The organism is Bradyrhizobium sp. USDA 4486, assembly GCF_054057995.1.
In genome coordinates, this window is record NZ_JBSRZV010000001.1 from 3,129,889 (window position 1) to 3,151,275 (window position 21,387).

The 21,387-nt window shown below is 60.4% G+C and carries 16 protein-coding genes and 3 pseudogenes; 12 read left to right on the top strand and 7 right to left on the bottom strand.

Features of this window, described 5'->3' with window-relative positions; genetic code table 11:
• Positions 1 to 56 precede the first annotated feature (56 nt).
• The 4 genes and pseudogenes from ACVWY3_RS15535 (at position 57) to istB (ending at position 7,794) form a co-directional block, all read left to right on the top strand.
• Entirely contained in the window at positions 57 to 2,213 is a 2,157-nt protein-coding gene (locus ACVWY3_RS15535; RefSeq protein ID WP_456839219.1) for an NHLP family bacteriocin export ABC transporter peptidase/permease/ATPase subunit, read from the top strand.
• Complete coding sequence (locus ACVWY3_RS15540) at positions 2,210 to 5,113, top strand: NHLP bacteriocin export ABC transporter permease/ATPase subunit (RefSeq protein WP_456839220.1); 2,904 nt, start codon at positions 2,210 to 2,212, stop codon at positions 5,111 to 5,113. Before ACVWY3_RS15535 ends, ACVWY3_RS15540 begins: the two co-directional genes overlap by 4 nt.
• Positions 5,114 to 5,500: 387 nt before the next feature.
• Positions 5,501 to 7,039: pseudogene (gene istA / locus ACVWY3_RS15545) on the top strand (IS21 family transposase).
• 11 nt (positions 7,040 to 7,050) lie between these two features.
• A complete protein-coding gene (gene istB, locus ACVWY3_RS15550) occupies positions 7,051 to 7,794 on the top strand; it encodes an IS21-like element helper ATPase IstB (RefSeq protein WP_456839221.1) in 744 nt (247 codons plus the stop codon).
• Between the two features lie 329 nt (positions 7,795 to 8,123).
• Here the strand turns inward: istB and ACVWY3_RS15555 are convergent, their stop codons facing one another.
• The 3 genes from ACVWY3_RS15555 to ACVWY3_RS15565 all read right to left on the bottom strand — a co-directional run bounded on the left by ACVWY3_RS15555 (position 8,124) and on the right by ACVWY3_RS15565 (position 10,473).
• Positions 8,124 to 8,336 (bottom strand): hypothetical protein, encoded by a 213-nt coding sequence (locus ACVWY3_RS15555; RefSeq protein WP_456839222.1) that lies wholly within the window; start codon positions 8,334 to 8,336, stop codon positions 8,124 to 8,126.
• A gap of 1,685 nt (positions 8,337 to 10,021) precedes the next feature.
• Positions 10,022 to 10,234 (bottom strand): hypothetical protein, encoded by a 213-nt coding sequence (locus ACVWY3_RS15560; RefSeq protein WP_456839222.1) that lies wholly within the window; start codon positions 10,232 to 10,234, stop codon positions 10,022 to 10,024.
• A 26-nt stretch (positions 10,235 to 10,260) separates the two neighbouring features.
• Positions 10,261 to 10,473, bottom strand: coding sequence for a hypothetical protein (locus ACVWY3_RS15565; protein ID WP_028146191.1), 213 nt, complete (start codon positions 10,471 to 10,473; stop codon positions 10,261 to 10,263).
• Positions 10,474 to 11,581: 1,108 nt separating this feature from the next.
• On the opposite strand from ACVWY3_RS15565, the pseudogene ACVWY3_RS15570 reads away from it, so the two are divergent.
• Positions 11,582 to 11,777, top strand: a pseudogene (locus tag ACVWY3_RS15570) (IS701 family transposase); the annotation flags it as partial.
• 62 nt (positions 11,778 to 11,839) lie between these two features.
• On the opposite strand, the gene ACVWY3_RS15575 reads toward ACVWY3_RS15570, so the two are convergent.
• Entirely contained in the window at positions 11,840 to 12,055 is a 216-nt protein-coding gene (locus ACVWY3_RS15575; RefSeq protein ID WP_456839223.1) for a hypothetical protein, read from the bottom strand.
• 724 nt (positions 12,056 to 12,779) lie between these two features.
• On the opposite strand from ACVWY3_RS15575, the gene tnpA reads away from it, so the two are divergent.
• The 3 genes and pseudogenes from tnpA to tnpC all read left to right on the top strand — a co-directional run bounded on the left by tnpA (position 12,780) and on the right by tnpC (position 15,216).
• Positions 12,780 to 13,208 carry an IS66-like element accessory protein TnpA gene (tnpA, locus tag ACVWY3_RS15580; RefSeq protein ID WP_456839224.1) on the top strand — a complete coding sequence of 143 codons (429 nt, stop codon included), beginning with the start codon at positions 12,780 to 12,782 and terminating at the stop codon, positions 13,206 to 13,208.
• On the top strand, positions 13,205 to 13,558 hold the full coding sequence (gene tnpB, locus ACVWY3_RS15585; RefSeq protein WP_456839225.1) for an IS66 family insertion sequence element accessory protein TnpB: 354 nt from the start codon (positions 13,205 to 13,207) through the stop codon (positions 13,556 to 13,558). The genes tnpA and tnpB overlap by 4 nt, the downstream gene beginning before the upstream one ends.
• Positions 13,559 to 13,626: 68 nt before the next feature.
• Positions 13,627 to 15,216 (top strand): annotated as a pseudogene (gene tnpC / locus ACVWY3_RS15590) (IS66 family transposase).
• Positions 15,217 to 15,559: 343 nt separating this feature from the next.
• On the opposite strand, the gene ACVWY3_RS15595 reads toward tnpC, so the two are convergent.
• On the bottom strand, positions 15,560 to 15,793 hold the full coding sequence (locus ACVWY3_RS15595) for a hypothetical protein (RefSeq protein ID WP_456839226.1): 234 nt from the start codon (positions 15,791 to 15,793) through the stop codon (positions 15,560 to 15,562).
• 287 nt (positions 15,794 to 16,080) lie between these two features.
• On the opposite strand from ACVWY3_RS15595, the gene ACVWY3_RS15600 reads away from it, so the two are divergent.
• Entirely contained in the window at positions 16,081 to 16,224 is a 144-nt protein-coding gene (locus tag ACVWY3_RS15600; RefSeq protein WP_456839227.1) for a hypothetical protein, read from the top strand.
• 439 nt (positions 16,225 to 16,663) lie between these two features.
• Positions 16,664 to 16,897 (top strand): DUF6894 family protein, encoded by a 234-nt coding sequence (locus ACVWY3_RS15605; RefSeq protein WP_456839228.1) that lies wholly within the window; start codon positions 16,664 to 16,666, stop codon positions 16,895 to 16,897.
• Between the two features lie 356 nt (positions 16,898 to 17,253).
• On the opposite strand, the gene ACVWY3_RS15610 is transcribed toward ACVWY3_RS15605, so the two are convergent.
• A complete protein-coding gene (locus ACVWY3_RS15610) occupies positions 17,254 to 17,685 on the bottom strand; it encodes a hypothetical protein (protein WP_456839229.1) in 432 nt (143 codons plus the stop codon).
• Between the two features lie 2 nt (positions 17,686 to 17,687).
• On the bottom strand, positions 17,688 to 18,560 hold the full coding sequence (locus ACVWY3_RS15615) for a formylglycine-generating enzyme family protein (protein WP_456839230.1): 873 nt from the start codon (positions 18,558 to 18,560) through the stop codon (positions 17,688 to 17,690).
• Positions 18,561 to 18,821: 261 nt separating this feature from the next.
• Here ACVWY3_RS15615 and ACVWY3_RS15620 point away from each other — a divergent pair, with 261 nt between their 5' ends.
• Both ACVWY3_RS15620 and ACVWY3_RS15625 read left to right on the top strand, forming a co-directional pair.
• Positions 18,822 to 19,730 (top strand): DUF4399 domain-containing protein, encoded by a 909-nt coding sequence (locus ACVWY3_RS15620; protein ID WP_456839231.1) that lies wholly within the window; start codon positions 18,822 to 18,824, stop codon positions 19,728 to 19,730.
• A gap of 7 nt (positions 19,731 to 19,737) precedes the next feature.
• A complete protein-coding gene (locus ACVWY3_RS15625) occupies positions 19,738 to 21,045 on the top strand; it encodes a caspase family protein (protein WP_456839232.1) in 1,308 nt (435 codons plus the stop codon).
• The last annotated feature ends 342 nt before the right edge of the window (positions 21,046 to 21,387 follow it).

Sequence of the window (21,387 nt, forward strand, 5' to 3'; positions counted from 1 at the left end):
CATCTCCAAACCAGCCAACCAGCGGGCGCGGCCGGCCCAAATCTTACGTCAGCCGCATGGCGAGCTGGTTGCCGCGGCGACGCACCCAGCGGACACCCGTCCTACTGCAGATGGAAGCCGTCGAATGCGGCGCGGCAGCGCTCGGCATCATTCTCGGTTACTACGGGGCGTGGATTCCGTTGGAAGAGCTTCGTGTCTCATGTGGCGTGTCGCGCGACGGTAGCAAGGCGAGTAACATCATTAGAGCGGCGCGCCGATACGGACTGACGGCGAAGGGCTACAGCGTCGAGCCTCCGGCACTTGCCGAAATTCCAATGCCTTGCATCCTTCATTGGAACTTCAACCATTTCGTGGTCCTGGAAGGAATAGATAGAAAGCGCGCCTACATAAATGACCCCGCGAGCGGGCGTCGTCAGATCGATCTGGTCGAGCTCGACCACGCCTTCACCGGCGTTGTCCTGGTGTTTGAACGAGACGAAAGGTTCGAGAAGGTCGGCAGCAAACCGAAGGGCATAGCCCTGCTCATAAGGGAGCTGCGCCACTCAAAGCAGGCGGTGGCCCTGCTAGTTGTCGTCAGCATCGCCGCCGTCCTGCCCAACATTGTTGCCGCGGGATTCTCAAAAATCTTTGTCGATGAAATTTTGATTCAGCACACGCGCAACTGGCTTGTGCCGCTCCTGATCGGCATGGCGCTGACGGCGGCCGTCCGGGCCGTCCTGACGATCATACGTCAATCGCTGCTATTGCGGCTGCAGACCAAGCTCGCCGTCGTGATGACTAGCCGTTTTCTGTGGCGCCTCATGATGCTGCCGCTGGAATTCTTCACCCAACGCCACGCAGGCGACATTGCGGGCCGTATTGCAGCCAACGAACAGATCGCCCGGCTGCTTTCAAGCGGCATTGCGGCCAACGCGCTCAGCCTAATGTCGGTGGTCTTGTTCGCCGCAGCCATGGCCGTCTACGACGTCAGCCTGACCGCGCTTTGCGTCGCAATCTCTTTGATAAATGTTCTTCTCCTGCGGCTTGTCGCTTCACGCCGCCAGGAACTGAGTTATCGGCTGGCGCTCGATCAGGGAAAGCTGCTCGGGGCAACCGTGAGCATGGTGCGGACTATCGAAACCATCAAAGCAAGTGGGTTGGAAGACGACGCCTTCGGCCGGTGGGCCGGTCTTCAAGCCAAAAACCTCAACGCCGAACAGAGGATCGGCGCCTCCGCCATCATATTGGACATGGTCCCCACCTTGCTCACGGGTCTCATGATCGCAGCGATTCTTGGTGTCGGAGGCTTGCGGGTCATTCAGGGCTCGTTGACACTGGGAAGCCTCGTGGCCTTCCAATCCCTAGCATTGAGTTTCTCCGAGCCTTTCGTCAACCTCGTGAATTATTTCGGTGGACTGCAAACCATCAAGGGAGCACTCGAACGGCTCGAGGATGTCTACCGATACCCGCTAGCGCCGCGACCTCCAACACGTGCGAGTGCCTTGCCGCCGAAGCTTACCGGCCGACTCGAACTTCACAACATCAGCTTCGGCTATTCGGTGCTCGAACCGCCGCTTTTGGCCGATCTTTCGCTGGTGATCCCTGCCGGTTCACGCGTGGCACTCGTTGGCATGTCGGGCAGCGGAAAATCAACCCTCGGCAAACTGATCTGCGGACTGTACAAACCCTGGTCCGGCGAGATTCGTTTTGATGGATGTAGGCTGACGGATATCCCTGCGGATATTTTTGCGAACTCTGTCGCCTATGTCGACCAGGACGTCTTTCTGTTCGAGGGAACGGCGCGAGACAATTTGACGCTCTGGGATTCAACAACCGATGAGCGTCACCTCCTGACGGCGGCCAAGGACGCGCTGATTCATCAAGACCTTGCGACGAGACCAGGCAATTATGACTGCCACGTAAATGAAGGCGGCACGAACTTCAGCGGTGGGCAGCGTCAGCGTATCGAAATCGCCCGAGCTCTGGTTTGCAATCCCTCGATCCTAGTCTTGGATGAAGCGACGGCTGCACTTGATCCGATTACGGAAAAATCCATCGACGACAACCTGCGGCGCCGCGGTTGCAGCTGCATCATCATCGCCCACCGCTTGAGCACGATACGCGATTGCGACGAAATCATCGTGCTTGAACGCGGTCGCATCGTTGAGCGCGGCACGCATGAAGAGCTTCTTGCGCTTCAGGCCTCCTATGCCAAACTGGTGGCGCGCGAATGACGGATCGATTTGTCAGCGAGAATTTCGTTGGGCAACAACGCGAGGCGCCGATCGGTCTGCCGCACCGGACTTCGCTCGATGCGCGTCGCCCAATGCTTCTCAGCGACCACGAACACGTTCTTCAAGTGGCAGCGGGTCACGTCGATTTGTTTGCAGTTCAGCCGACAGGCACGCGCCAGCATTTGTTTCGTGTCGAAAACGGCGGATGCATTCTGGACCTGCACAATGCCTGCGAAACCTCGGGCAGCCGACTGCAAATTATCGCTGTCGGCCCGCCTGGGAATGTGCTTTTGGAGGTGCCGCGCAGTGCAGCGTCATTTGGCCGTGTGTCTAGCTGGATTGCCCAATTGGCGATGTTCATGGTCCGCTCGGCGGCAAACGAAGCCATTTCCGAGTTGGTGAGCGGTGAGGCGATTGAACTGCACCCAGGCGAGCGACGTCGTGGTCCGACGCGGGACCTCCTGTGGGTACACCTCGAAACCGGGACTGCAAAGGTCATGGACCTCGGCTCGAGCTTCGCTCCCGGGCAGCCTCCCTTCCCTTTGACCGCTGGGATGTGGGTGGAAGCTGGCGCGCATGGGTGCAAATTGCGTCTCGAGCCGAACCCGCCAGACACCCTGGTTCTGTGGTCCGCGATTGATCGATTCCAGGTAACAGTTATCGCACATCTTGAGCGCAGCCTGGCAGAAAGCCTCATTCGAGAGCGGGAACGCTTGGTCCGCCGCGACGAACTCACTGTATCGCAAACGCTCGACTCGTTTGAGCGGCTCGCTGATGTCGTGGTGAAGAAAGCCGATCGCGCGCAATCCGAATGGGACTCGGCAGACCCGTTGCTTTGCAGTTGCCGGGTTGTCGGAGAAGAACTTGGAATACCGATTGCACTTTCGCAGCGCGGTCAACCCACAAGACAGACCTTCAGCGACATTCTGGAGATCGCTCGCACAGCCCAGTTGCGGATCCGCCGTGTGCTTCTGCGCGATGTCTGGTGGAAGACGGACGCTGGACCGCTCCTCGGTTGGCACGGAGCCGAACGCAGTCCAGTGGCTCTAGTGCGCAAGCGGGCGAACACTTACACGATGTTCGACCCAAAGGGTGGAAGTCGCCGCTTCGTCGATCGCTCCGTTGCCGGTGAGCTCAAACCAGAGGCCATCACTTTCTATCCGGCGTTGCCGTCCCGCCCGCTCCAATATCGCGATCTGCTTGCCTTTGCGATGCGAGGCGTTTCCGGCAGCATGGCGCGCATCGCGTTGGCTGTTGTGGCAATCGGGCTACTGTCGCTAATGCCGCCACTGATCACCAATGTCCTGGTCAATTCGGTTATCCCGCGCACCGAGATTGATCAGCTCGTTGTTTGTGCGCTTGCGCTGACGGTCACCGCTGTGTCAATGGCCGGTCTGCAGGTGATGCAAGGACGGGTCACGTTAAGGCTCGAAGGTCTGCTCGACTATAAGCTGCAGGCTGCGTTGATCGACCGCTTGCTCCGCCTGCCCACCTCTCTGTTTCGCGAATATACAAGCGGCGATTTGGTCGATCGCGCCATGGGCATCGATGCCACTCGCCGGATCTTCACCGGGCGTGTGCTGGGCGGCTTTACAGCCTCGTTCTTTTGTCTCTTCAGCATTGGGCTGATGCTCTACTATGATCTCCGACTGGGCGGCATTGCACTGCTGCTCACCATGATTAGAGCGGCTGCAATTCTTGCCACGAGCGCCGTGCGACTCTACTACGAAACCAAGCAATTCAACCTGCAAGGCAAGGCCAGTGGCTTTGTGCTGCAATTGATTGCGGGAGTCGGCAAGCTGCGCGTGGCAGGCGCAACGGAGCGCGCATTAGCGCGATGGTCGCAACAATTTGCCGTACAGAGGCGCTATTTCATCACCTCGCAGCAAGCGGCCAACGCGCTGAGTACCTTTGATACCGCCTTCCCGATGCTGGCGACATTGATCATCTTTGCGCTTGCCTCCTACACAAACAGTCACGTCCTGCTCGATCTCGGCGCGTTTCTCGGCTTTCTGGCAGCGTTCGGACAGGCCACCGCCGCGATCGGCAGTTGGGCCTCAAGCGTCAGTGAATCACTGGTGGCGATTCCTCACCTCACCCGCCTGAAGCCCGTGATTTCCACTCCCGCCGAGATCTCCGAGGAACGGCGATCACCCGGAGAGCTATCCGGAGAACTCGAACTTTCCGGCATCGTATTCCGCTATACGAAAGGCGGGCCGAAAGTCCTGGATGATATCAGCTTGAGCATTGCGACGGGTGACTACGTCGCGATCGTCGGTCCCTCAGGTAGCGGGAAATCGTCGCTCTTTCGCTTGCTGCTCGGTTTTGAGCGGGCGGAAGCCGGCACGGTGTTTTACGACGGCAAGGCCCTCAACACGCTCGACATCAGCGCCGTGCGCCGGCAGCTTGGCGTAGTGCTGCAAGATACCAAGCTTGCAACCGGAAGCCTTTACGACAACATTTGCGGCGGCGTTGATCTGCCGCTGGAGAAGGCCTGGGAGGCCGCGCGACTGGCGGCGCTGGATGCCGACATCGCGCAGATGCCGATGGGCATGCATACGCTGGTTGCGGAAGGCGTGACTACGCTATCAGGCGGTCAGCGGCAGCGACTATTGATCGCCCGCGCTCTTGCGCGCTCACCACGGATTCTTCTGTTTGATGAGGCAACCAGCGCACTCGACAACCAAACCCAAAGCATCGTCGGCACCTCGCTGGAACGATTGAGCATTACGAGGATTGTGATTGCGCATCGCCTCAGCACTGTGCGCAATGCGGATCGTATTGTCATGCTGTCGCGCGGCAAAGTCGTGCAAGCGGGAAGCTACGCGGAGCTCATGAACGAGCCGGGGCCGTTTGCGGATTTTGCCAAGCGGCAGTTACTCGAATCGGCTCAACGCTAGTCTAGCGACGGCGCAGACGATAAATCCGGCCGCATCAAGGCCGGGTCATTCCCTGTGGATGAGGATCTCTCGGCAGGTGGACAGGAGTACGCTCGTTGAGCATCGACACCGTGTCGGGACCTCTTCCCGCAGTTCATTGCGCGGGCTGCCTGTGTCCATGAGAGTTCTCGATTGAAATGAGTACCTGCTGATTCCGCTCGATGTCGCCCACCATTCCGGAATGATCTCGCCCACCGTTCCGATTTGATCTCGCCCACCATTCCGAGATGATCTCGCCCACCATTCCGGGATGATGTCGCCCGGGTGACGAGGCCTCTTCTGGCTCCGCTACGGTCCCGCCTTTCGGCTTTGCGAAGGGGGACCTGGATGCCGACGGAGAGGTTTGCGATGCGCCATGTGCGCGATGTGATCAGATTGAAGTCGGCCGGGATGCCGACCCGCGAGATTGCGCGGCGGGTGGGGACAGCGCCTTCGACGGTGCGGTTGACGATCCGCCGGTTCGAGGCGGCTGGGCTGACCTGGCCATTGCCCGACGACATCACCGACGCTGTGCTGGAAGCCCGGTTGTTCGCCAGCACGGGAGCCGGTCTCGGCACCCGGCGTGGCCATCGCCGGCAGCCCGAGCCGGACTGGGCGGCGGTGCACCGCGAGCTCCGGCGCAAGCACGTGACGCTGGCGATCCTGTGGGAGGAGTACATCGCCGGCGAACCCGGCGGGTATCGCTATTCGCGGTTCTGCGAGCTCTACCGGGCCTGGGAAGGCCGGCTGTCGGTGACGATGCGCCAGTCGCATGCAGCCGGCGACAAGCTGTTCGTCGATTATGCGGGCGACGGCGTGCCGGTGGTGATCGACCGGTTCACCGGCGAGCGGCGAGTTGCGCAGATCTTCGTCGCGGTGCTCGGCGCATCGAGCTTCACCTACGCGCAGGCGACCTGGACGCAGGGGCTCGCCGACTGGATCGATGGCCATGTCGGCGCCTTCGAGGCGATCGGCGGCGTGCCGGCACTGCTGGTGCCGGACAACACCAAGGTCGCCGTGATCAAGGCCTGCCTGTACGATCCGCAGATCAACCGCAGCTACGCCGACATGGCGGCGCATTACGGCACCGCCATTCTGCCGGCCAGGCCACGGCGGCCCCGGGACAAGGCGAAGGTCGAGCAGGCGGTCCTCATGGTCGAGCGCTGGCTGCTCGGACGGCTGCGCCATCGGACCTTCCACAGCCTCGCCGAGGTCAACGCGGCGATCGCCGAGTTAATGACCCGGCTCAACGAGGAGCGACCGATCCGGCGGCTCGGCGTGACCCGCCGCAAGCTGCTGGAGGAGATCGACCGGCCGGCACTCAGGGTCTTGCCGGAGAGCCCTTACGTGTTCGCCGAGTGGCGGATCTGCCGGGTCAGCATCGATTACCACGTCGAGGTCGAGGCGCATTAGTACAGCGTCCCGCATCGCTTCGTCCGCGCCGAGGTCGAGGTGCGCTTCACCGCCCGCACCGTCGAGATATTCCACAAGGGTGAGCGGATCGCCGCGCATCAGCGCATGAGCGGCAACCACAAGCACACCACCCTGCCGGAACACATGGCGTCCAGTCATCGGCGCTACGCCGGCTGGACCATCGAGCGCATCCGCAAGGATGCCGCCTCGATCGGATCGGCCACCGCGGCGCTGTGCAACCTGATCCTCGATGAACGCACGCACCCCGAGCAGGGCTTCCGCGCCTGCCTCGGCATCATCTGGCTCGCCAGATCCTACGGGCAAGAGCGGCTCGATGCCGCCGCCCTGCGGGCGATCGACATCGGCGCCCGCACCTACGGCTCGGTCAAATCGATCCTCGCCAACAATCTCGATCGGCGTCCTTCCCCCAAGCGCTCCGCGGACGATGCGCCGATCCTTCATCCCAACATCCGCGGGCCGCGCTACTACAACTAGGAGATCACGCCTTGCTCACGCATCCGACCCTCGATCAACTCCACGCGCTCGGCCTTCATGGCATGGCCAAGGCCTTTGCCGACATCGAAGCCGGCGGCGATGCCGCAAGCCTCGGCCACGCCGAATGGCTCGCGCTGCTGCTCGAACGCGAAGCGTCGCTGCGACGCGACAAGCGGCTCTCGAAGCGGCTGCAATACGCCAAGCTGCGTCAGCAGGCCTGCGTCGAGGACATCGACTATCGCACCCCGCGTGGCCTCGACCGCAGCCTACTGACGATGCTGGTTGAAGGGCAATGGATCGACGACCACGCCAACCTTTTGATCTGCGGACCCTCCGGCGTTGGCAAGAGCTGGCTCGCCTCGGCGCTCGGCAACAAGGCCTGCCGCGACAATCGCTCCGTGCTTTATCAGCGCGTCCCGCGGCTGTTTAGCGATCTCGCTTTGGCGCGCGGCGACGGCCGCCATCCCCGTTTGCTGCGCGCGCTCGGCCGTGTCGATCTCCTCATCCTCGACGACTGGGGCCTCGAGCCACTCGACGCCGCGGCCCGCCACGACCTCCTGGAGATCCTCGAGGACCGCTACGGCCGCCGCTCCACCATCGTCACCAGCCAGCTCCCGGTCGATCAATGGCACGCGCTGATCGGCGATCCCACCTACGCTGACGCCGTCCTCGACCGCCTGGTCCATAACGCCCACCGGATCGATCTCAACGGCGAAAGCATGCGGCGAACCCGCAAACCCGGCCGAAAGGCCTGAGCCCGTGGCGCTGTGGACATGCCGCTACGCTTGGACAACGCAAGAGCGCGTTGCCCACATGCCCACAGCAGGAGCAGCAAAAAACAAGTCCTTCGAGCCGCGATTCAAGATTGACCACGTGGCTTCGTCGATGCCAGAAACCAGACAGCCAGAACGCCTCGCGCCCCGGGCGACATCAAATCGGAATGGTGGGCGAGATCATCTCGGAATCCTGGGCGAGATCAAATCGGTACACCCGGGCGAGATCATCGAAATCCGCATGAGTACCCGCACACCCCCGGAAGCAACCAAGGAGTGTGCGGGCACTGGTGACTTAGGGCATTGGTGACTTAGCCGATCGAGCTGGTGTTCGCCTGCGCGAGCAGCTGCGTGACGGCAGCAGCACCACCAGCACCGAAGACGCTGGAGCCGCCCTGAGCCACACCGACCTGCGTGGCAGAGTTCGCCTGCGCGACGATGTTGTTGGACAGATTGCTCAGGTCGAAGAACCCGCCAGACACGGCGTCGAGTTCCATATCGATCAGTTCACACGCTTCAATCATGACTTCCCTCTTGTTGCTGTGATCGACATCTGGCTCAAAGCAAACCAGCGCCTCACTGCCCGTGTTCTTACCGGAGGGTTGTTTTTCTATCTGTGAGAAGAATCACGCACGACCCACAGTTGGCAGTCTGCCGTGGCTTGAGATGCTTCTTGCTATCCGACCATGGAGCAGCGGAAATGGACTAGTCGGTCATCCTGCTCTGATTAGCGGCTGGACTCCGCCTGTTAGTCCGCAACTGCTTCGGTTCGCGATTGGCTTGGCAACCCGACACCACGCGTCCCGGAGTTACGCCATTATACGGTTGAAGAGTCGCGCGACCTTTGATCGCTGAAGCTGCACTCCTTCAACACATCTGTGAGCGGTAGCCGGCTATCACGCAGCTTTGAATGGCACGTTGGGCTGCTCCACGTATCGCCTGGTGCGACGTCGCTCGCAGCGAGCGCAGGACCGCTGCGAGAAATAACACCACTGATAGGCCGCACCTCCGCACCAGCTCTTTAGACGACACACCACCGAAGTTGGCGAGACGAATTTCCTTCGAGCGTCGCACGTGCCATGGCCCGAGCATCCGAACCGGCCTCGACACTGGCCGCATGCCTTCATAGGTCTGAGCGATGCACGCCGATCGTGAGCCTGACGCACTCGAGAAGCAACCCGTCAGCTAGATCGGGATGCCTAAAAGGCGGACAGCACAACACTTCCGAGGTTGGCAATCCTGATTGCGTTAACGCTGCTCAGCTCAACGTTCAGGGCGGCGCATCGGGCGATGGCGTCGAGCGCTGCACGCGGCAGAAAGAGTCTTCTTTCAGAGCACGGAGAGAATTCTCACCCGGGCGGTCGCCGGCATCATCTGCTATTCGCGACGCGGAAGCGTGAAGCGATCAGGAAAGCATCTTCCTACTGAATCGAGTCCTACAAGCAGCGGTCAACTTAGATAAGTTGAGCGTATTGATGTTCTTCCCGCTGCCGTTGCGCGAGTCCGCCGGCTTCTATGCCGCGCCTCCAGGCCAAGCGTAGTCAGGCTTGGATTCCCAAGCATCCTACCAGCCAAGGACTCGCCCGAGTGGCCTTGGATTGTGAAAACTGTCGCGACTTGACGACTTGACGCGTCGATCCCAACATTTCTTCCGGAGGGTGGCTGTGAATCTGGCCGTTTGGTCACGTACGCCACTCGCGTTCAGCGCTGGCGGCCGATCGCGTGATTGTTTTGGCCGCACCAGCATGCGAAACTCTCTCGGCTCGTCGCTCGTAGTCGTCGGCGAGAGCCTTGAGCTGGGCGGCAATCGTTCGGTCGGTCATGGTTTGGACAGCGCGGAGCAAGCTCTGTGCTATTTGTAGGTATTCCCTGCCTCGTTGTGAAATCTGGGAAGCCATCAAGCCCTCGCTCGGATCTCTGGCGCCTGGTCTAAAGTGAGAAGCCAGCATAGCCAGTTGCCATCGCTCGCCCGGCGAACTCTGAAGCGATTGACGCACTTCTTGGAGCATAAAGGGGTGCGCCACGAATAGTGCCGGACGAGTCCAAACTTGCGATCACAAACTGCGCATCGTGGGGCTGTGCCAGATCCACCGCTCTCGTTATCAGGGCTGCTTGTGTCCATGAGAGTTCTCGATTGAAATGAGTACCCGCACACCCCCGGAAGCAACCAAGGAGTGTGCGGGTACTGGTGACTTAGGGCATTGGTGACTTAGCCGATCGAGCTGGTGTTCGCCTGCGCGAGCAGCTGCGTGACGGCAGCAGCACCACCAGCACCGAAGACGCTGGAGCCGCCCTGAGCCACACCGACCTGCGTGGCAGAGTTCGCCTGCGCGACGATGTTGTTGGACAGATTGCTCAGGTCGAAGAACCCGCCAGACACAGCGTCGAGTTCCATATCGATCAGTTCACACGCTTCAATCATGACTTCCCTCCTCTGGTATCTGTGACTTAGCCGATCGAGCTGGTGTTCGACTGTGCGAGCAGCTGCGTGACGGCAGCAGCACCACCAGCACCAAAGACGCTGGAGCCGCCCTGAGCCACGCCGACCTGCGTGGCAGAGTTCGCCTGCGCGACGATGTTGTTGGACAGATTGCTCAGGTCGAAGAACCCGCCAGACACGGCGTCGAGTTCCATATCGATCAGTTCACACGCTTCAATCATGACTTCCCTCTTGTTGCTGTGATCGACATCTGGCTCAAAGCAAACCAGCGCCTCACTGCCCGTGTTCTTACCGGAGGGTTGTTTTTCTATCTGTGAGAAGAATCACGCACGACCCACAGTTGGCAGTCTGCCGTGGCTGCGATATCATCCGCCGGATCTGCGCTGCATGTGCGTGGATCTTGCTCCCACGGCGCTTCTGATTTCATCCCGCATGATCCTTCGCATTGCCTCAGGGGGTGTAGTCGCAGCGCAGAGCCAAAGCTCTGACGCGATCCGGACATATGCGAGGCCGTTGACGCTAGGTTGTCGCAGCGCATTGCGACCCGACGACATCACTAGATCTTGTGGAAGACGCGTCCAACGACATTGCTGGCTCCGTAGACGCCTGGGCGACTTTCGCAGCGATGACGGCTAGACGCCATTGCTGATGTCGACTTCTCCGATCCAATCGGCGTCGTGGCCACTCCGCAGTACTTGCTCAGTTATGACCGCCGGCGCGGGACATCGATCTATGGAGATCGTGTTCCTCTCGGACTGACGTGGACAATTTCTGCGAACCTATCGGACGGGACGATTCATGTCGTATCGTACATGGCTATCGATGCCAGCTTCAGCGGTCAGGCAATCTGACCTGATAAGAACCTGCCCCCAGCGACTGATAGTACGTCCCGCCGCACGGTGTGCCAGCACTCAACTCTGCGAACGCGTTTGGCGGATCCGATCTTTACTGACTGAGATCTACCGGGTCGCGAAAAGTCGTCCAGCTCTCCGCGGTGTCACAGCTGTCGTGCTCGTCCGGCGCCGCGGCCCGATAGAGGGTTCAATCAAGTAGCAACAACCAATTCCTTGGGTGCTTCACTAACGGGAAGACCTTTTTTGAGGAAGAATGTACGACGGCAGCGCGCCGCTCTGATCGAACGCCGTGCAGATGTCGACTCACGGAGCACTGTTTCATTTCGCTGCCGCACGGCGGCCGCGTCGCTTTAGGACATCAAGGCGGATATCAATTCCGGTGCGCCAAGCCACCGGTTCTATGAGTTCATGGCCCAACGATACCTTGGCAGATTGTTGGTTGGCGTTCACAAAGGGTTTCCGAACTGACTCGTCAATGGTTCATGGATGGTCGGCTCTTGGAGGGCTCACTACGGCGCAGTGGAGAGACGAGCTCGAATGCTGCTAAAGCCATTCCGGGATCAGCAGGTCATAAGGCCTGGCAGGGGATGTGTCGAATTCCGTTGAGGGATTGACCGGCCCTGGTGGCTAAAGGCGTTCAGCCGATGGCGGAACACCTTGTAGCGGGCAATGTGTAGTGATAAGTTGCCCGCACACTCCGGGGAGCAGCCAGGAGTGTGCGGGCATTCAAGACTTAGCCGATCGAGCTGACGTTCGCCTGAGCGAGCAGCTGTGTGAGGTTCGCGTTGCCGCCATTGCCGAAGACGCTGAAGCCGCCGACGGCAACACCAACCTGCGTAGCAATCTGCGGCTGTACGACGATATTGCCGGACAAATTGCTCACGTCGAATAGCCCTCCACCAGACACGGCTTCGAGTTCCATGTCGACCAGTTCACGCACTTCATTCATGAATCCCTCCTCAGGGTTGCGGGTGAACAACATCCAGCTCAAAGCAAGCCAGTGCCTCACTATGCGTGTTGATACTGAAGGATGGTCTTTCTATCTGTGACAGAAATCACGGGCGACCGGCGGCAGTCAGTTTTGATTACGACATGGCCCGCTGGATCCACGCTGTTTGCTGCCACGGCGCTTCTGATTCATGTGGCCAGGACTCTCGCATGTCTCAAACGAATCTGGCTGTCTCAGGCACGACGTGTAAGGATTTAGCGCGGAGCCAACGCCCGTTTTGCGCAACAGGCTGATCGAGCGCGAGTGAGACGGCCGCTAGCTCGCCATAGGGCGAAGCGTTCCACGTGTGAGGTATGGGCAAAAATACCTGGTCTCGCGATCGCTGTTCGGCCGGAAGTTGGCCTAGACGCCACTCCTGATTGCGAGGTCTTTGATCTAAATCGGCGTCTCAGCCGCGGTCGACACGAATGTTGACCCAGCCCTGAAGCGAGACAGGAGCTTCCGGACAAGCCGATCCTCTTGAGCATTACCGCGAACCGGATCGGCAACTAGCACATGAAAACCGGTGCCTTAACCTCGGAGCGTCCCGTCGATTGATCTCTGTTCCGGGTGATGCACGCTCAATGCTGATCTACGCCGACAATCGTAAGCGCTAAGCCGGCACCCTCGGTTCGACGTTAGATTAGATGTGCGAAGAAGCCTCCGGGTTGAGCGGAGGTTTGGGATGGGATTGGACGGCAAAAAGGACGCCCATTTGGACAGCTCATCAGTTGGGTCAGGAGCAGTCAGCCGGCTTGAGGTGCTTGAGGGACCGTCCGGGCGTCGCGTGCGTTCGGAGGCCGAGCGGGCTCGGATCGTCGCCAAAAGTCTGCTGCCCGGCGCTCAGGTGGCGGAGGTGGCGCGCAAGCACGGGGCGACGCGCTGGCAGATTTACGATTGGCGACGACGCTTCCGACAGCGCGGCGAATTGCCGTCGAGCGAGGCTCCGCAGCCGCGGTTCGCGGCGCTGGTTGTGGAGGGGCCGTTTGAGGAGCGTCACGTTCCGACAGTCAAGCTCGAGATTGCGATTGGCGACGTCGTCGTGCGGACGGACGCGGCGATAGATGGGGAGCAGCTATCTCGAGTGATCCGCGCGGTGCGGGCGTCACGATGATTGTCCCCGGCGCCGAGCTGAAGATTTACATCGCGACGCGGCCCGTCGACTTCCGCTGTGGGCACGATGGGCTTGCTGCGAAGGTGCAGCAGATGCTTGGTCTCGATCCGTTCAGCGGTGCAGCCTTTGTGTTCCGGTCGAAACGAGCGGACCGGATCAAGATTTTGGTGTGGGATCGAACGGGCTTGGTGCTGGTGCACAAGCGCCTTGAGGGCTGCAAGTTCGTATGGCCAAAGATTGCGGACGGCGTGATGCGGATATCGCCGGCGATGTTTGCCGCGCTGTTCGAGGGCCTGGATTGGCGGTTGGTACGGCCGGAGGAAGCGCGGCGTCCACAGGTCGCTGGATAAGTGCGGCAGAATGACTCTGTGCCGAGTTTGGCATGGCGCCGGCAGCGCAGATGTGCTCGACATGGCGCATGAGCAGCGCGACGCTTCGCGACGAGAATGAACGCCTGAAGGCGCTTTTAGCGCAAACGCAGGCAGCATTGAGCGAACATCAAGCGGCGCTGGCCACGTCGGAAGAAGCGCGGCGCCGGTTGGAGGTCATTCTCGGCGAACTACGCCGAGAGAAGTTCGGAGCGAAGTCCGAGAAGCTGCGGCCAGATCAATACCATTTACCGCTCGAAGACGTGGAGATCGCGCAAGGCGTCTTGGACGCGGCACAGGAGAAGGCTGCGGCGGTCATCAGGGGCCGATCGCGTGCTGGATCGGATCAGGACGGTCATCGCAATCGAAGCTGCTTGCCTGCCCATTGCCGCGGGTGGAGCGGATCCTCGAGCCTGCGAGCACACTCTGTCCGTGCGGCTGCGGCGCGATGACGAAGATCGGCGAGGACGTCAGCAAGCGCCTTGACGTGATCCCGGCACAATGGCGCGTGCTGGTCACGCGCCGCCCGAAATACATTTGCCGCCGTTGCTCCGGCCCTGTCGTGCAGGCGCACGCGCCGGAGCATGTCGTGCCTGGCGGACTACCGACCGAAGCGGCGATTGCGCAGGTGATCGTCTCCAAGTTTGGCGACCATACGCCGTTTTACCGTCAGGCCGAGATCTATGCGCGCCAGGGGATCCGGCTTGATCGGGCGACACTGGGCAATTGGTCAGGCCGCGCCTGCTTCCATCTGCAGCCTGTTGCCGACCACATGCGGCGCCATCTGGCAGCGGCGGATCGCCTGTTCATGGATGAAACCACGGCGCCGGTGCTCGATCCCGGGCGTGGTCAAACCAAGAAGGGCTACTTCTGGGCGATCGTCTCCGACGACCGCGGCCATAGCGGCCCAAGTCCGCCGATCGTGCTGTTCCGATATGCTCCCGGTCGCAGCGGCGCCTTCGCTGAGCAGTTCCTGGACGGCTTCACCGGACGCTTCCTACAATGCGATGCCTATGACGGTTATGATCGACTGATCGAAGTCGCTCGACCGCAAGGGCCGTGGACGCTCGTACATTGCTGGAGCCATTTGCGCCGGCGCTTTCGTCAAATTGGCCCGCAACAGTAAATCGCCAATCGCCGAGGCCGCCGTCCGGCAGATCGCACAGCTCTACGCCATCGAAGCCATGGTACGCCGTTCATCGCCGGATATCAGGCTGGCCGCGCGCAAGGAACACTCGCTGCCGCTCGTCCAGGCGTTGAAGCCGTGGTTCGAGAAACAGCTGTCGATGATCTCCAGCGGCTCGACGCTCGCCGAGGACATCCGCTACGCGCTCAATTATTGGCAGGGGCTGACGCGCTTCCTCGATGACGGGCGTCTCGAGCTCGACACCAATCCGGTTGAGAACGCGATCCGGCCGATCTGCCTGACCAGAAAAAACGCGCTCTTCGCCGGTCATGAGGTCGGAGCCGAAAACTGGGCCTTGCTCGCATCCATCGTGGCGACTTGTAAGCTCAACGACGTCAACGCGGTCGCCTACATCGCCGAAACGCTCACGGCGATCATTGCCGGCCATCCCCAAAGCATAATCGACGACCTCATGCCGTGGCGATTCCGCAAAACGTCAAGCCAGCCTCAATAGGGTCACGGCTAAGCGCTTACCGACAATCGAGGTTTCGATCATCTGGACTGCGGCACTACTGGCCGCCGCAAGCGCGTCGGTGACACTGGCTCCGCACGCAGGCCGACCGCCAGCGAACGAAGCGGCTGCAGAAGCCGTAGCAGGCTTGGGCGGTGACGCGATCGGAATGGACACGAACTGGCGCCTCGCAGGATGAGAAACAGGTACGCTCGTTTGGTATCGACACCGTGTCGATACTCTTCCAGCGCATTGAGTCACGGCGACCGTATCCATGAGAATTCTCGATTGAATTCGTAACCGAACACCCTCGGGAGCGGGCAAGGAGTGTTCGGGCATCCGCGATTTAGTGGATAGCGCTGAAGTTCAGCTGACCGAGCTGCTGTGTGACACTGGCGTTATTGCCGATAGCCACGCCAATCTGCACGGCAATGTTTTGCTCTATGACGATATTGCCGAAATGACCGATATTGCCGATGTTGCCGATGTTGCCGAAGCTGAAGAGCCCGTGATGCCCATGATGATGCCCGTGATGCCCACCACTCACGGTGTCGAGTTCTGTATCGATCAGTTCACGCATTCCACTCATGTTCCCTCCTCGGGGGTTGCAATGAACAACATGTGGCTCGAACCATACTGGAGGGTGACTTTTTCGATCTGTGACGGAAATCACAGGGCGGCCACGGCAACGCGCCCAAGGCCATCGCCGAAGCTACCCAAGCACATGGTCGCTGCGTGACTCAGGCGAGGCAGAAGAGGCAATTCTCTCGATGTGAGCGGCGTCACGGAAGAAGCGGGTCGATCTCTTCATCCTCCGGTTCACGGCTGTATGATTGGACCCCAAACGAGAGGCAGCGAGGAACACCGATGAACCTGAACCACTTTTTTAGTCTTATCATCTTCGCGATCGGAGCGTTGTGCTTTGTGGCGTTTATGACCACCCTGAAGCCACCGCTTTATCACTCACAGTTGGCGGTGGGTTCTATTTATGGCCGCGGGGTAACGACCTAGACTAGCCGATCAATATAAAAATGCTCGTCCGGCCCTCGTGGGTCAAGGCGGGGCAACTCGGTCCCGCCACATTGTAGAATTTCCCGGACACTACCCCCTGCATCGCGTTTGCAAGCCACTGCAAGATGATGCCGCGCTCTGTTCCAATCTCTGCCGGCAATGCGCCCGCTTCCAGCGGCGCCGGCCGAGCCAAACCCGACGGGACGCAGGTACGATCGACAGCTGCCGCGGAGCAGGCACGGCTGACACCAGCCATTGGCCTAACGCAGACGTTGGATCCATACCTTGTCCGGTGGATGTGTGGCGTGCCACCACGGCCCCGCAGGGCCACCAAACCGCGCAATGTGCGCGTGATCACGGACAATCCGCTCTGCGGCCTAGTACGACTCCGACATGCAGGCTCGGGCCTGCCGACCCCGGATATTGCAAGGAGGCGTACATGACTCAGGTCTATTTCCATTGCTCGAACACCAACGGAGTACTGATGGATCGTCGCGGTACGCTCGTATCCGACCTAATCGAAGCGTGTGAGGAGGCCACCCGCAGGGTGCGCTCTCTCGTCGCAGCCGCCACCCTGGAAGATTGGCGTCAGTGGGCTCTGCATGTCAGCGATGAGGCCGGCGACGAGATTTTCGTTCTGCCGTTCTCATTCGTGCTCGGCAATCCGCACTGAGAGAGTGCTATGCTGTCAAAGCTACCATCATTCATACTTCTTCGTCAGGGGTTGAACGCGGTCACGACAGCAATGATCCGGTGTGCCTTCGCCGGAGCGATATTCGCCCAAAGGCACTTCCGTCACATCCCAGACACGATCTCTAGAACAGCCTGCGGCTCGAACGGCACACTTGGGAAAGACCAGGTAAAGCTCTTGCCGCCCAGAATCGTGCACGTCTCTCCAATGGAGCTTGCGGATGAGGCGGAGCGGCCAAGCCAGTCGCGGCCGCAGCAGCGTGTGTTGGCGCGGTCGCCGGTATCATAGTCGTCGCAGAGTCGCGCGGCGAGCAAGCAGCACTTAGGAATCGTAGCGCTCTAAAGTCGCGCGCGATCAGCCGTCTCGATCTCAACCGCTTTGCCGATCAGGAGATTGATCGGAACGTATTGTCCACTGCCGCAGGTCAGCTGCCCCGAACCTGATGATCCGGATGCGACGATGCGGCATCGATCCTCGTCCATGATCAATACGCCTTCCAGTCGCCCGTACGACACTTTCAGCTGCAAACGCGCCTGCTTTTGCTCTTCGCCATTGACGCTGCACAGACCAACGTGGCGCAGCGTGATCGTTCCTGAATATTCCGCACCTGGACGCTTGGCCGTTTTCGCGAGATTCCCCGCTATTTCCCATTCGTGCAGATAGCCGATTTGGCCGCTGGCAGAGTAGGACTGCGCCCGAGCGACAGGGGCTGCAGCAAACAACACAAGTATCGCCCCGACGATCGCACGCATTGTTTCCGCCCGCAGCATGATTATGGCAACTCCCGCAGGACGCGAAAGCCGTTGGCGTAGTAACGCACGTCAACGTCGTAGCGAAACCTCGCCGAAGATCTGACGTCACTGGCCTTGCTGAGGAAGTTTCCCCCGCGCAGCACCCGCAGACGGCAGTCGCCCGAGGTCCAAGGCGACGCGTCCTTTGGCGCATTGCGATAGGAATCGTTCCAGCAATCCTCGACCCATTCCGCAGCATTGCCAGAAGTGTCGTAGAGCCCGAATCCATTTGGCCGGAACGAGCCCGTTGGCACGACCTGCTGCTTGATGGGACTGCCACAGCCGTCGCACTGCGCATGACCCGCACCGGCCTCTCTGCCCCACCAGAACGGCGTTCTGGTTCCCGCGCGCGCGGCATATTCCCATTCTGCTTCGCTCGGCAGACGGTATTTCTGTCCGGTCTTCTGCGACAGCCAGGCGACGTACAGTTTGGCATCTTCCCAGCTGACATTGATTACTGGACGGTCGCCGCGCCCCCAGCCGTGATCCTCGGGACGCACTTTGCAGGCGCCAGCATCGGCACACGGGTCCCACTCCGCGAACGTCACCTCGCGGCGTCCGATCGCGAAGGGCTTGCGAATGTTGATCTGGCGCTCGGGCTTCTCATAGGGCGTGTCATTGGATCCCATCACGAAGTCTCCCGGAGGCACAACCACGAGCTCGGGGCAATTATCGCAATCGCGAAACAACTCTCCAGGATCCAGACTGGCGCCCTGTTGTTGAGCTACTCTGGTCTCCGGGGGCGCGGATGATCGGTCGCCAGATGGGCCGCTGCTTAGCCCTCGCTGGGCAGTTGCCGCAGTACTTCCAAATAGTGCTGTGAGAAAAATCACAGACAAGACGGCGGATTTCATCTTGTGATCTCCGGTCGGCTCGAACGATCAGGAGTATGCACACGTCACATTCAATGCCGCACAGCATGCTTCATTCGGCAGCGAGCGGCAAGGCGACAGTCGCCCGCTCGATTGTGGTTTACATTGGCGAGCAAAGGGATATCGTTTCAGCCCCGCTCCGTTTTGCGGTGGGGACGGGCCTGATAATCGATAGTTGCAGATATTTCAGATTCCCGCGGCTCCTGTGGTCCAGATTGTGGTCTATCCATTGGGAAGATTGCGATGATGCAACGCTTGCTAATATTGGTTCTGGTTCCATTTGTCAGCGGCTTGATTCACTGGCACGCAGCACAGGCTCAAGCCCAGACGGGCGGACCAACGCCCTCGCCGCCCGGGGCGGCCGTCTATTTCATCGGCTTGAAGGATGGCGACACGCTGCCAACCAAGATCACTTTACATTTTGGCCTACACGGCATGGGCGTTGCCCCGGCAGGTTCGGATCGCGCCAACAGCGGTCACCACCATTTGGTCGTTGACTCGCCAACGCCCGCGCTAAATGCTGAAATTCCAAACGACTTCCAGCACCTCCATTTCGGGGCTGGACAGACCGAAGCAGAGATTTCGCTGACCCCCGGCGAGCACACTTTGCAGCTGGTGTTCGCCGATAAGAATCACGTACCGCATTCGCCGCCGGTGATCTCCGAGCGGATCAAGGTCAAGGTCGCTGACCAAACCGGCCCCGCGGTGGCGCAAGCAACCCCTGCGGTGGGTGGACGTCGTTCCGCGCCGAAGGACGCGAAGGTCTATTTCATCTATCCAAAGAACGGCTCCTATATTTCTCCGAACCCGGTTATCCGCTTCGGTTTGTTGAACATGGGCGTAGCGCCGGCCGGCTTCGACAAACCCAACACCGGCCATCATCATTTGCTCGTGGATGCCGAGTTGCCTCCGCTCAACCAACCAATCCCAAACGACTTCAACCACCTGCACTTCGGCGCTGGCCAGACCGAAGCGAAGATCACGCTCCCGATCGGCCAGCACAAGCTGCGCCTTCTGTTCGCTGATTATGCCCACGTGGCGCACGATCCAGCGGTGTTCTCCGATGTCATCAACGTCACCGTGACGGAGAACGGCCAGCCGCCGAAAAAGCGCAAGCAGCGCCATCGCCCCTGGCGGAGTTACGGGTATTGATGCAACGATGAAACCGCGCCGGCTCTTGATTTACGTCCTCTGCCTCATCATCAGCGCGATGTTCGCCGATGCGGCCGCAGCGGAGCGTCGGGTCGCGCTGGTAGTCGGAATCTCCTCCTATTCGAACGCACCGCCGCTGCCCAATACCAGCAACGACTCCAAAGCGATCGCAGCGCTGTTCAGATCTATCGCTTTCGACGTCGTCATTGCACGCAACGATCTCGGCGTCGTCGACTTCAAGCGCGCTGTGCGCGAGTTCCTCATTACTGCAGAGAATGCTGATGTGGCAGTGGTCTATTACGCCGGCCACGGCATCGAGATCGGCGGTATGAATTATCTGATACCGATGGATGCCAAGCTGAGCCACGACTACGACGTCGACGACGAGGCTATCGCGCTCGATCGCATCATCTGGGCGCTGCAACCGGTACGCCGCCTGCGCTTGATACTGCTCGACGCCTGCCGCGACAACCCGTTTGCGGCCAAGTTGCGGTCAGCAAGCCGCTCGCCGACGAGAGGCGGCCTCGCGAAGCTTGATGAAATCAGCGCCGACACGCTGGTGGCCTTCGCGGCGAAGGCAGGCTCGATTTCCTATGACGGCGACGGCGTGAACAGTCCTTATGCAACCGCGCTGCTCCGGCACCTTGCGGAGCCCGGTGTCGACATTCGGATCGCGCTTGGCCGCGTGCGCGATGAGGTCATCACCATGACCGGCGGACGGCAGGAGCCGTTCATCTATGGTTCTCTCGGCGGCGCCACCATCGCCTTGGTGCCGCAGTTTGGTACACCAAATGTAGCGCCAGTACCGCCGCCCGCTCCGCCGGTTTCGGTGCCGGCCCTCGCGAAGCCGGTCGTCGCCAATCCAATGCAGCCGAGCGCGCCACCGGCGGCGAAGGCGGAACTGCCCAGGCCGCCGGCTCCCGCGCAGCCGCCCCCTGAAACAACGGACCCCTGTCTCCGCGACGAAGCGAGGCTGGCACGTCTGCGCGCCACCCCTGTGCCGAACGAGATCATCAACTTCCAACGCGAGGTCGTTTGCACGCGGCTGCGTCCACAGATACAGCGTCTATTTGAGAGTATTGTTAGCACCGGCGCTCTGCCTTCTGATGGAAATGCGGCACCCCAAGCGGCTGCGAAGCAGCAGGTACGGAATGAGGATGTTCGCTCCGAAGATACCTGCACCCGCGACATGGCGCGGTTGCAGAGCCTGCGCGCTGAACCTACACTTCAGGCTATCACCAATTTCGAGAGGGAATTGAGTTGCGAACGGCTCCGGTCGCAACTCCGCCGATTGCGCGAGAGCGTCGCTCCTTGATCTCGCCTGGACACTTCACTGTGTGTCGGGACATTTCACGATTGAAGCTCGACACAAGAATAGCCATCCGACGGTGACCGGATCAGAACGCTCGCCAGACGCGCTCTAACGAGTGAGCCGAGTGGTTCCACGCGAAGGCACCTGCCAATCCTCAAGTATAAGACAGCATCCGCTTGAGTGCGTCGCTTTGAGATCAGCTGCGTTCGAAGACTTTGGTTCCAGGGAAAATCCGCCGGGCGTACGTAACGACCAGCTCCCGGTCCTGAGTCTCAAGGAAAGGTGTTCGGAGCTGGCACGCCCCGACGACGAGGTGCCACAGGCCATTAAGTCTTTGAATCACGA

Coding starts and splice junctions, on each gene's coding strand:
- ACVWY3_RS15575 (WP_456839223.1), bottom strand. CDS start 12,055: ATGAATGAAGTGCGTGAACTGGTCGACATGGAACTCGAAGCCGTGTCT.
- ACVWY3_RS15565 (WP_028146191.1), bottom strand. CDS start 10,473: ATGATTGAAGCGTGTGAACTGATCGATATGGAACTCGACGCCGTGTCT.
- tnpA (WP_456839224.1), top strand. CDS start 12,780: ATGGGATTGGACGGCAAAAAGGACGCCCATTTGGACAGCTCATCAGTT.
- ACVWY3_RS15605 (WP_456839228.1), top strand. CDS start 16,664: ATGACTCAGGTCTATTTCCATTGCTCGAACACCAACGGAGTACTGATG.
- tnpB (WP_456839225.1), top strand. CDS start 13,205: ATGATTGTCCCCGGCGCCGAGCTGAAGATTTACATCGCGACGCGGCCC.
- ACVWY3_RS15595 (WP_456839226.1), bottom strand. CDS start 15,793: ATGCGTGAACTGATCGATACAGAACTCGACACCGTGAGTGGTGGGCAT.
- ACVWY3_RS15555 (WP_456839222.1), bottom strand. CDS start 8,336: ATGATTGAAGCGTGTGAACTGATCGATATGGAACTCGACGCCGTGTCT.
- ACVWY3_RS15620 (WP_456839231.1), top strand. CDS start 18,822: ATGATGCAACGCTTGCTAATATTGGTTCTGGTTCCATTTGTCAGCGGC.
- ACVWY3_RS15625 (WP_456839232.1), top strand. CDS start 19,738: ATGAAACCGCGCCGGCTCTTGATTTACGTCCTCTGCCTCATCATCAGC.
- ACVWY3_RS15535 (WP_456839219.1), top strand. CDS start 57: ATGGCGAGCTGGTTGCCGCGGCGACGCACCCAGCGGACACCCGTCCTA.
- ACVWY3_RS15615 (WP_456839230.1), bottom strand. CDS start 18,560: ATGAAATCCGCCGTCTTGTCTGTGATTTTTCTCACAGCACTATTTGGA.
- ACVWY3_RS15560 (WP_456839222.1), bottom strand. CDS start 10,234: ATGATTGAAGCGTGTGAACTGATCGATATGGAACTCGACGCTGTGTCT.
- ACVWY3_RS15600 (WP_456839227.1), top strand. CDS start 16,081: ATGAACCTGAACCACTTTTTTAGTCTTATCATCTTCGCGATCGGAGCG.
- ACVWY3_RS15540 (WP_456839220.1), top strand. CDS start 2,210: ATGACGGATCGATTTGTCAGCGAGAATTTCGTTGGGCAACAACGCGAG.
- ACVWY3_RS15610 (WP_456839229.1), bottom strand. CDS start 17,685: ATGCTGCGGGCGGAAACAATGCGTGCGATCGTCGGGGCGATACTTGTG.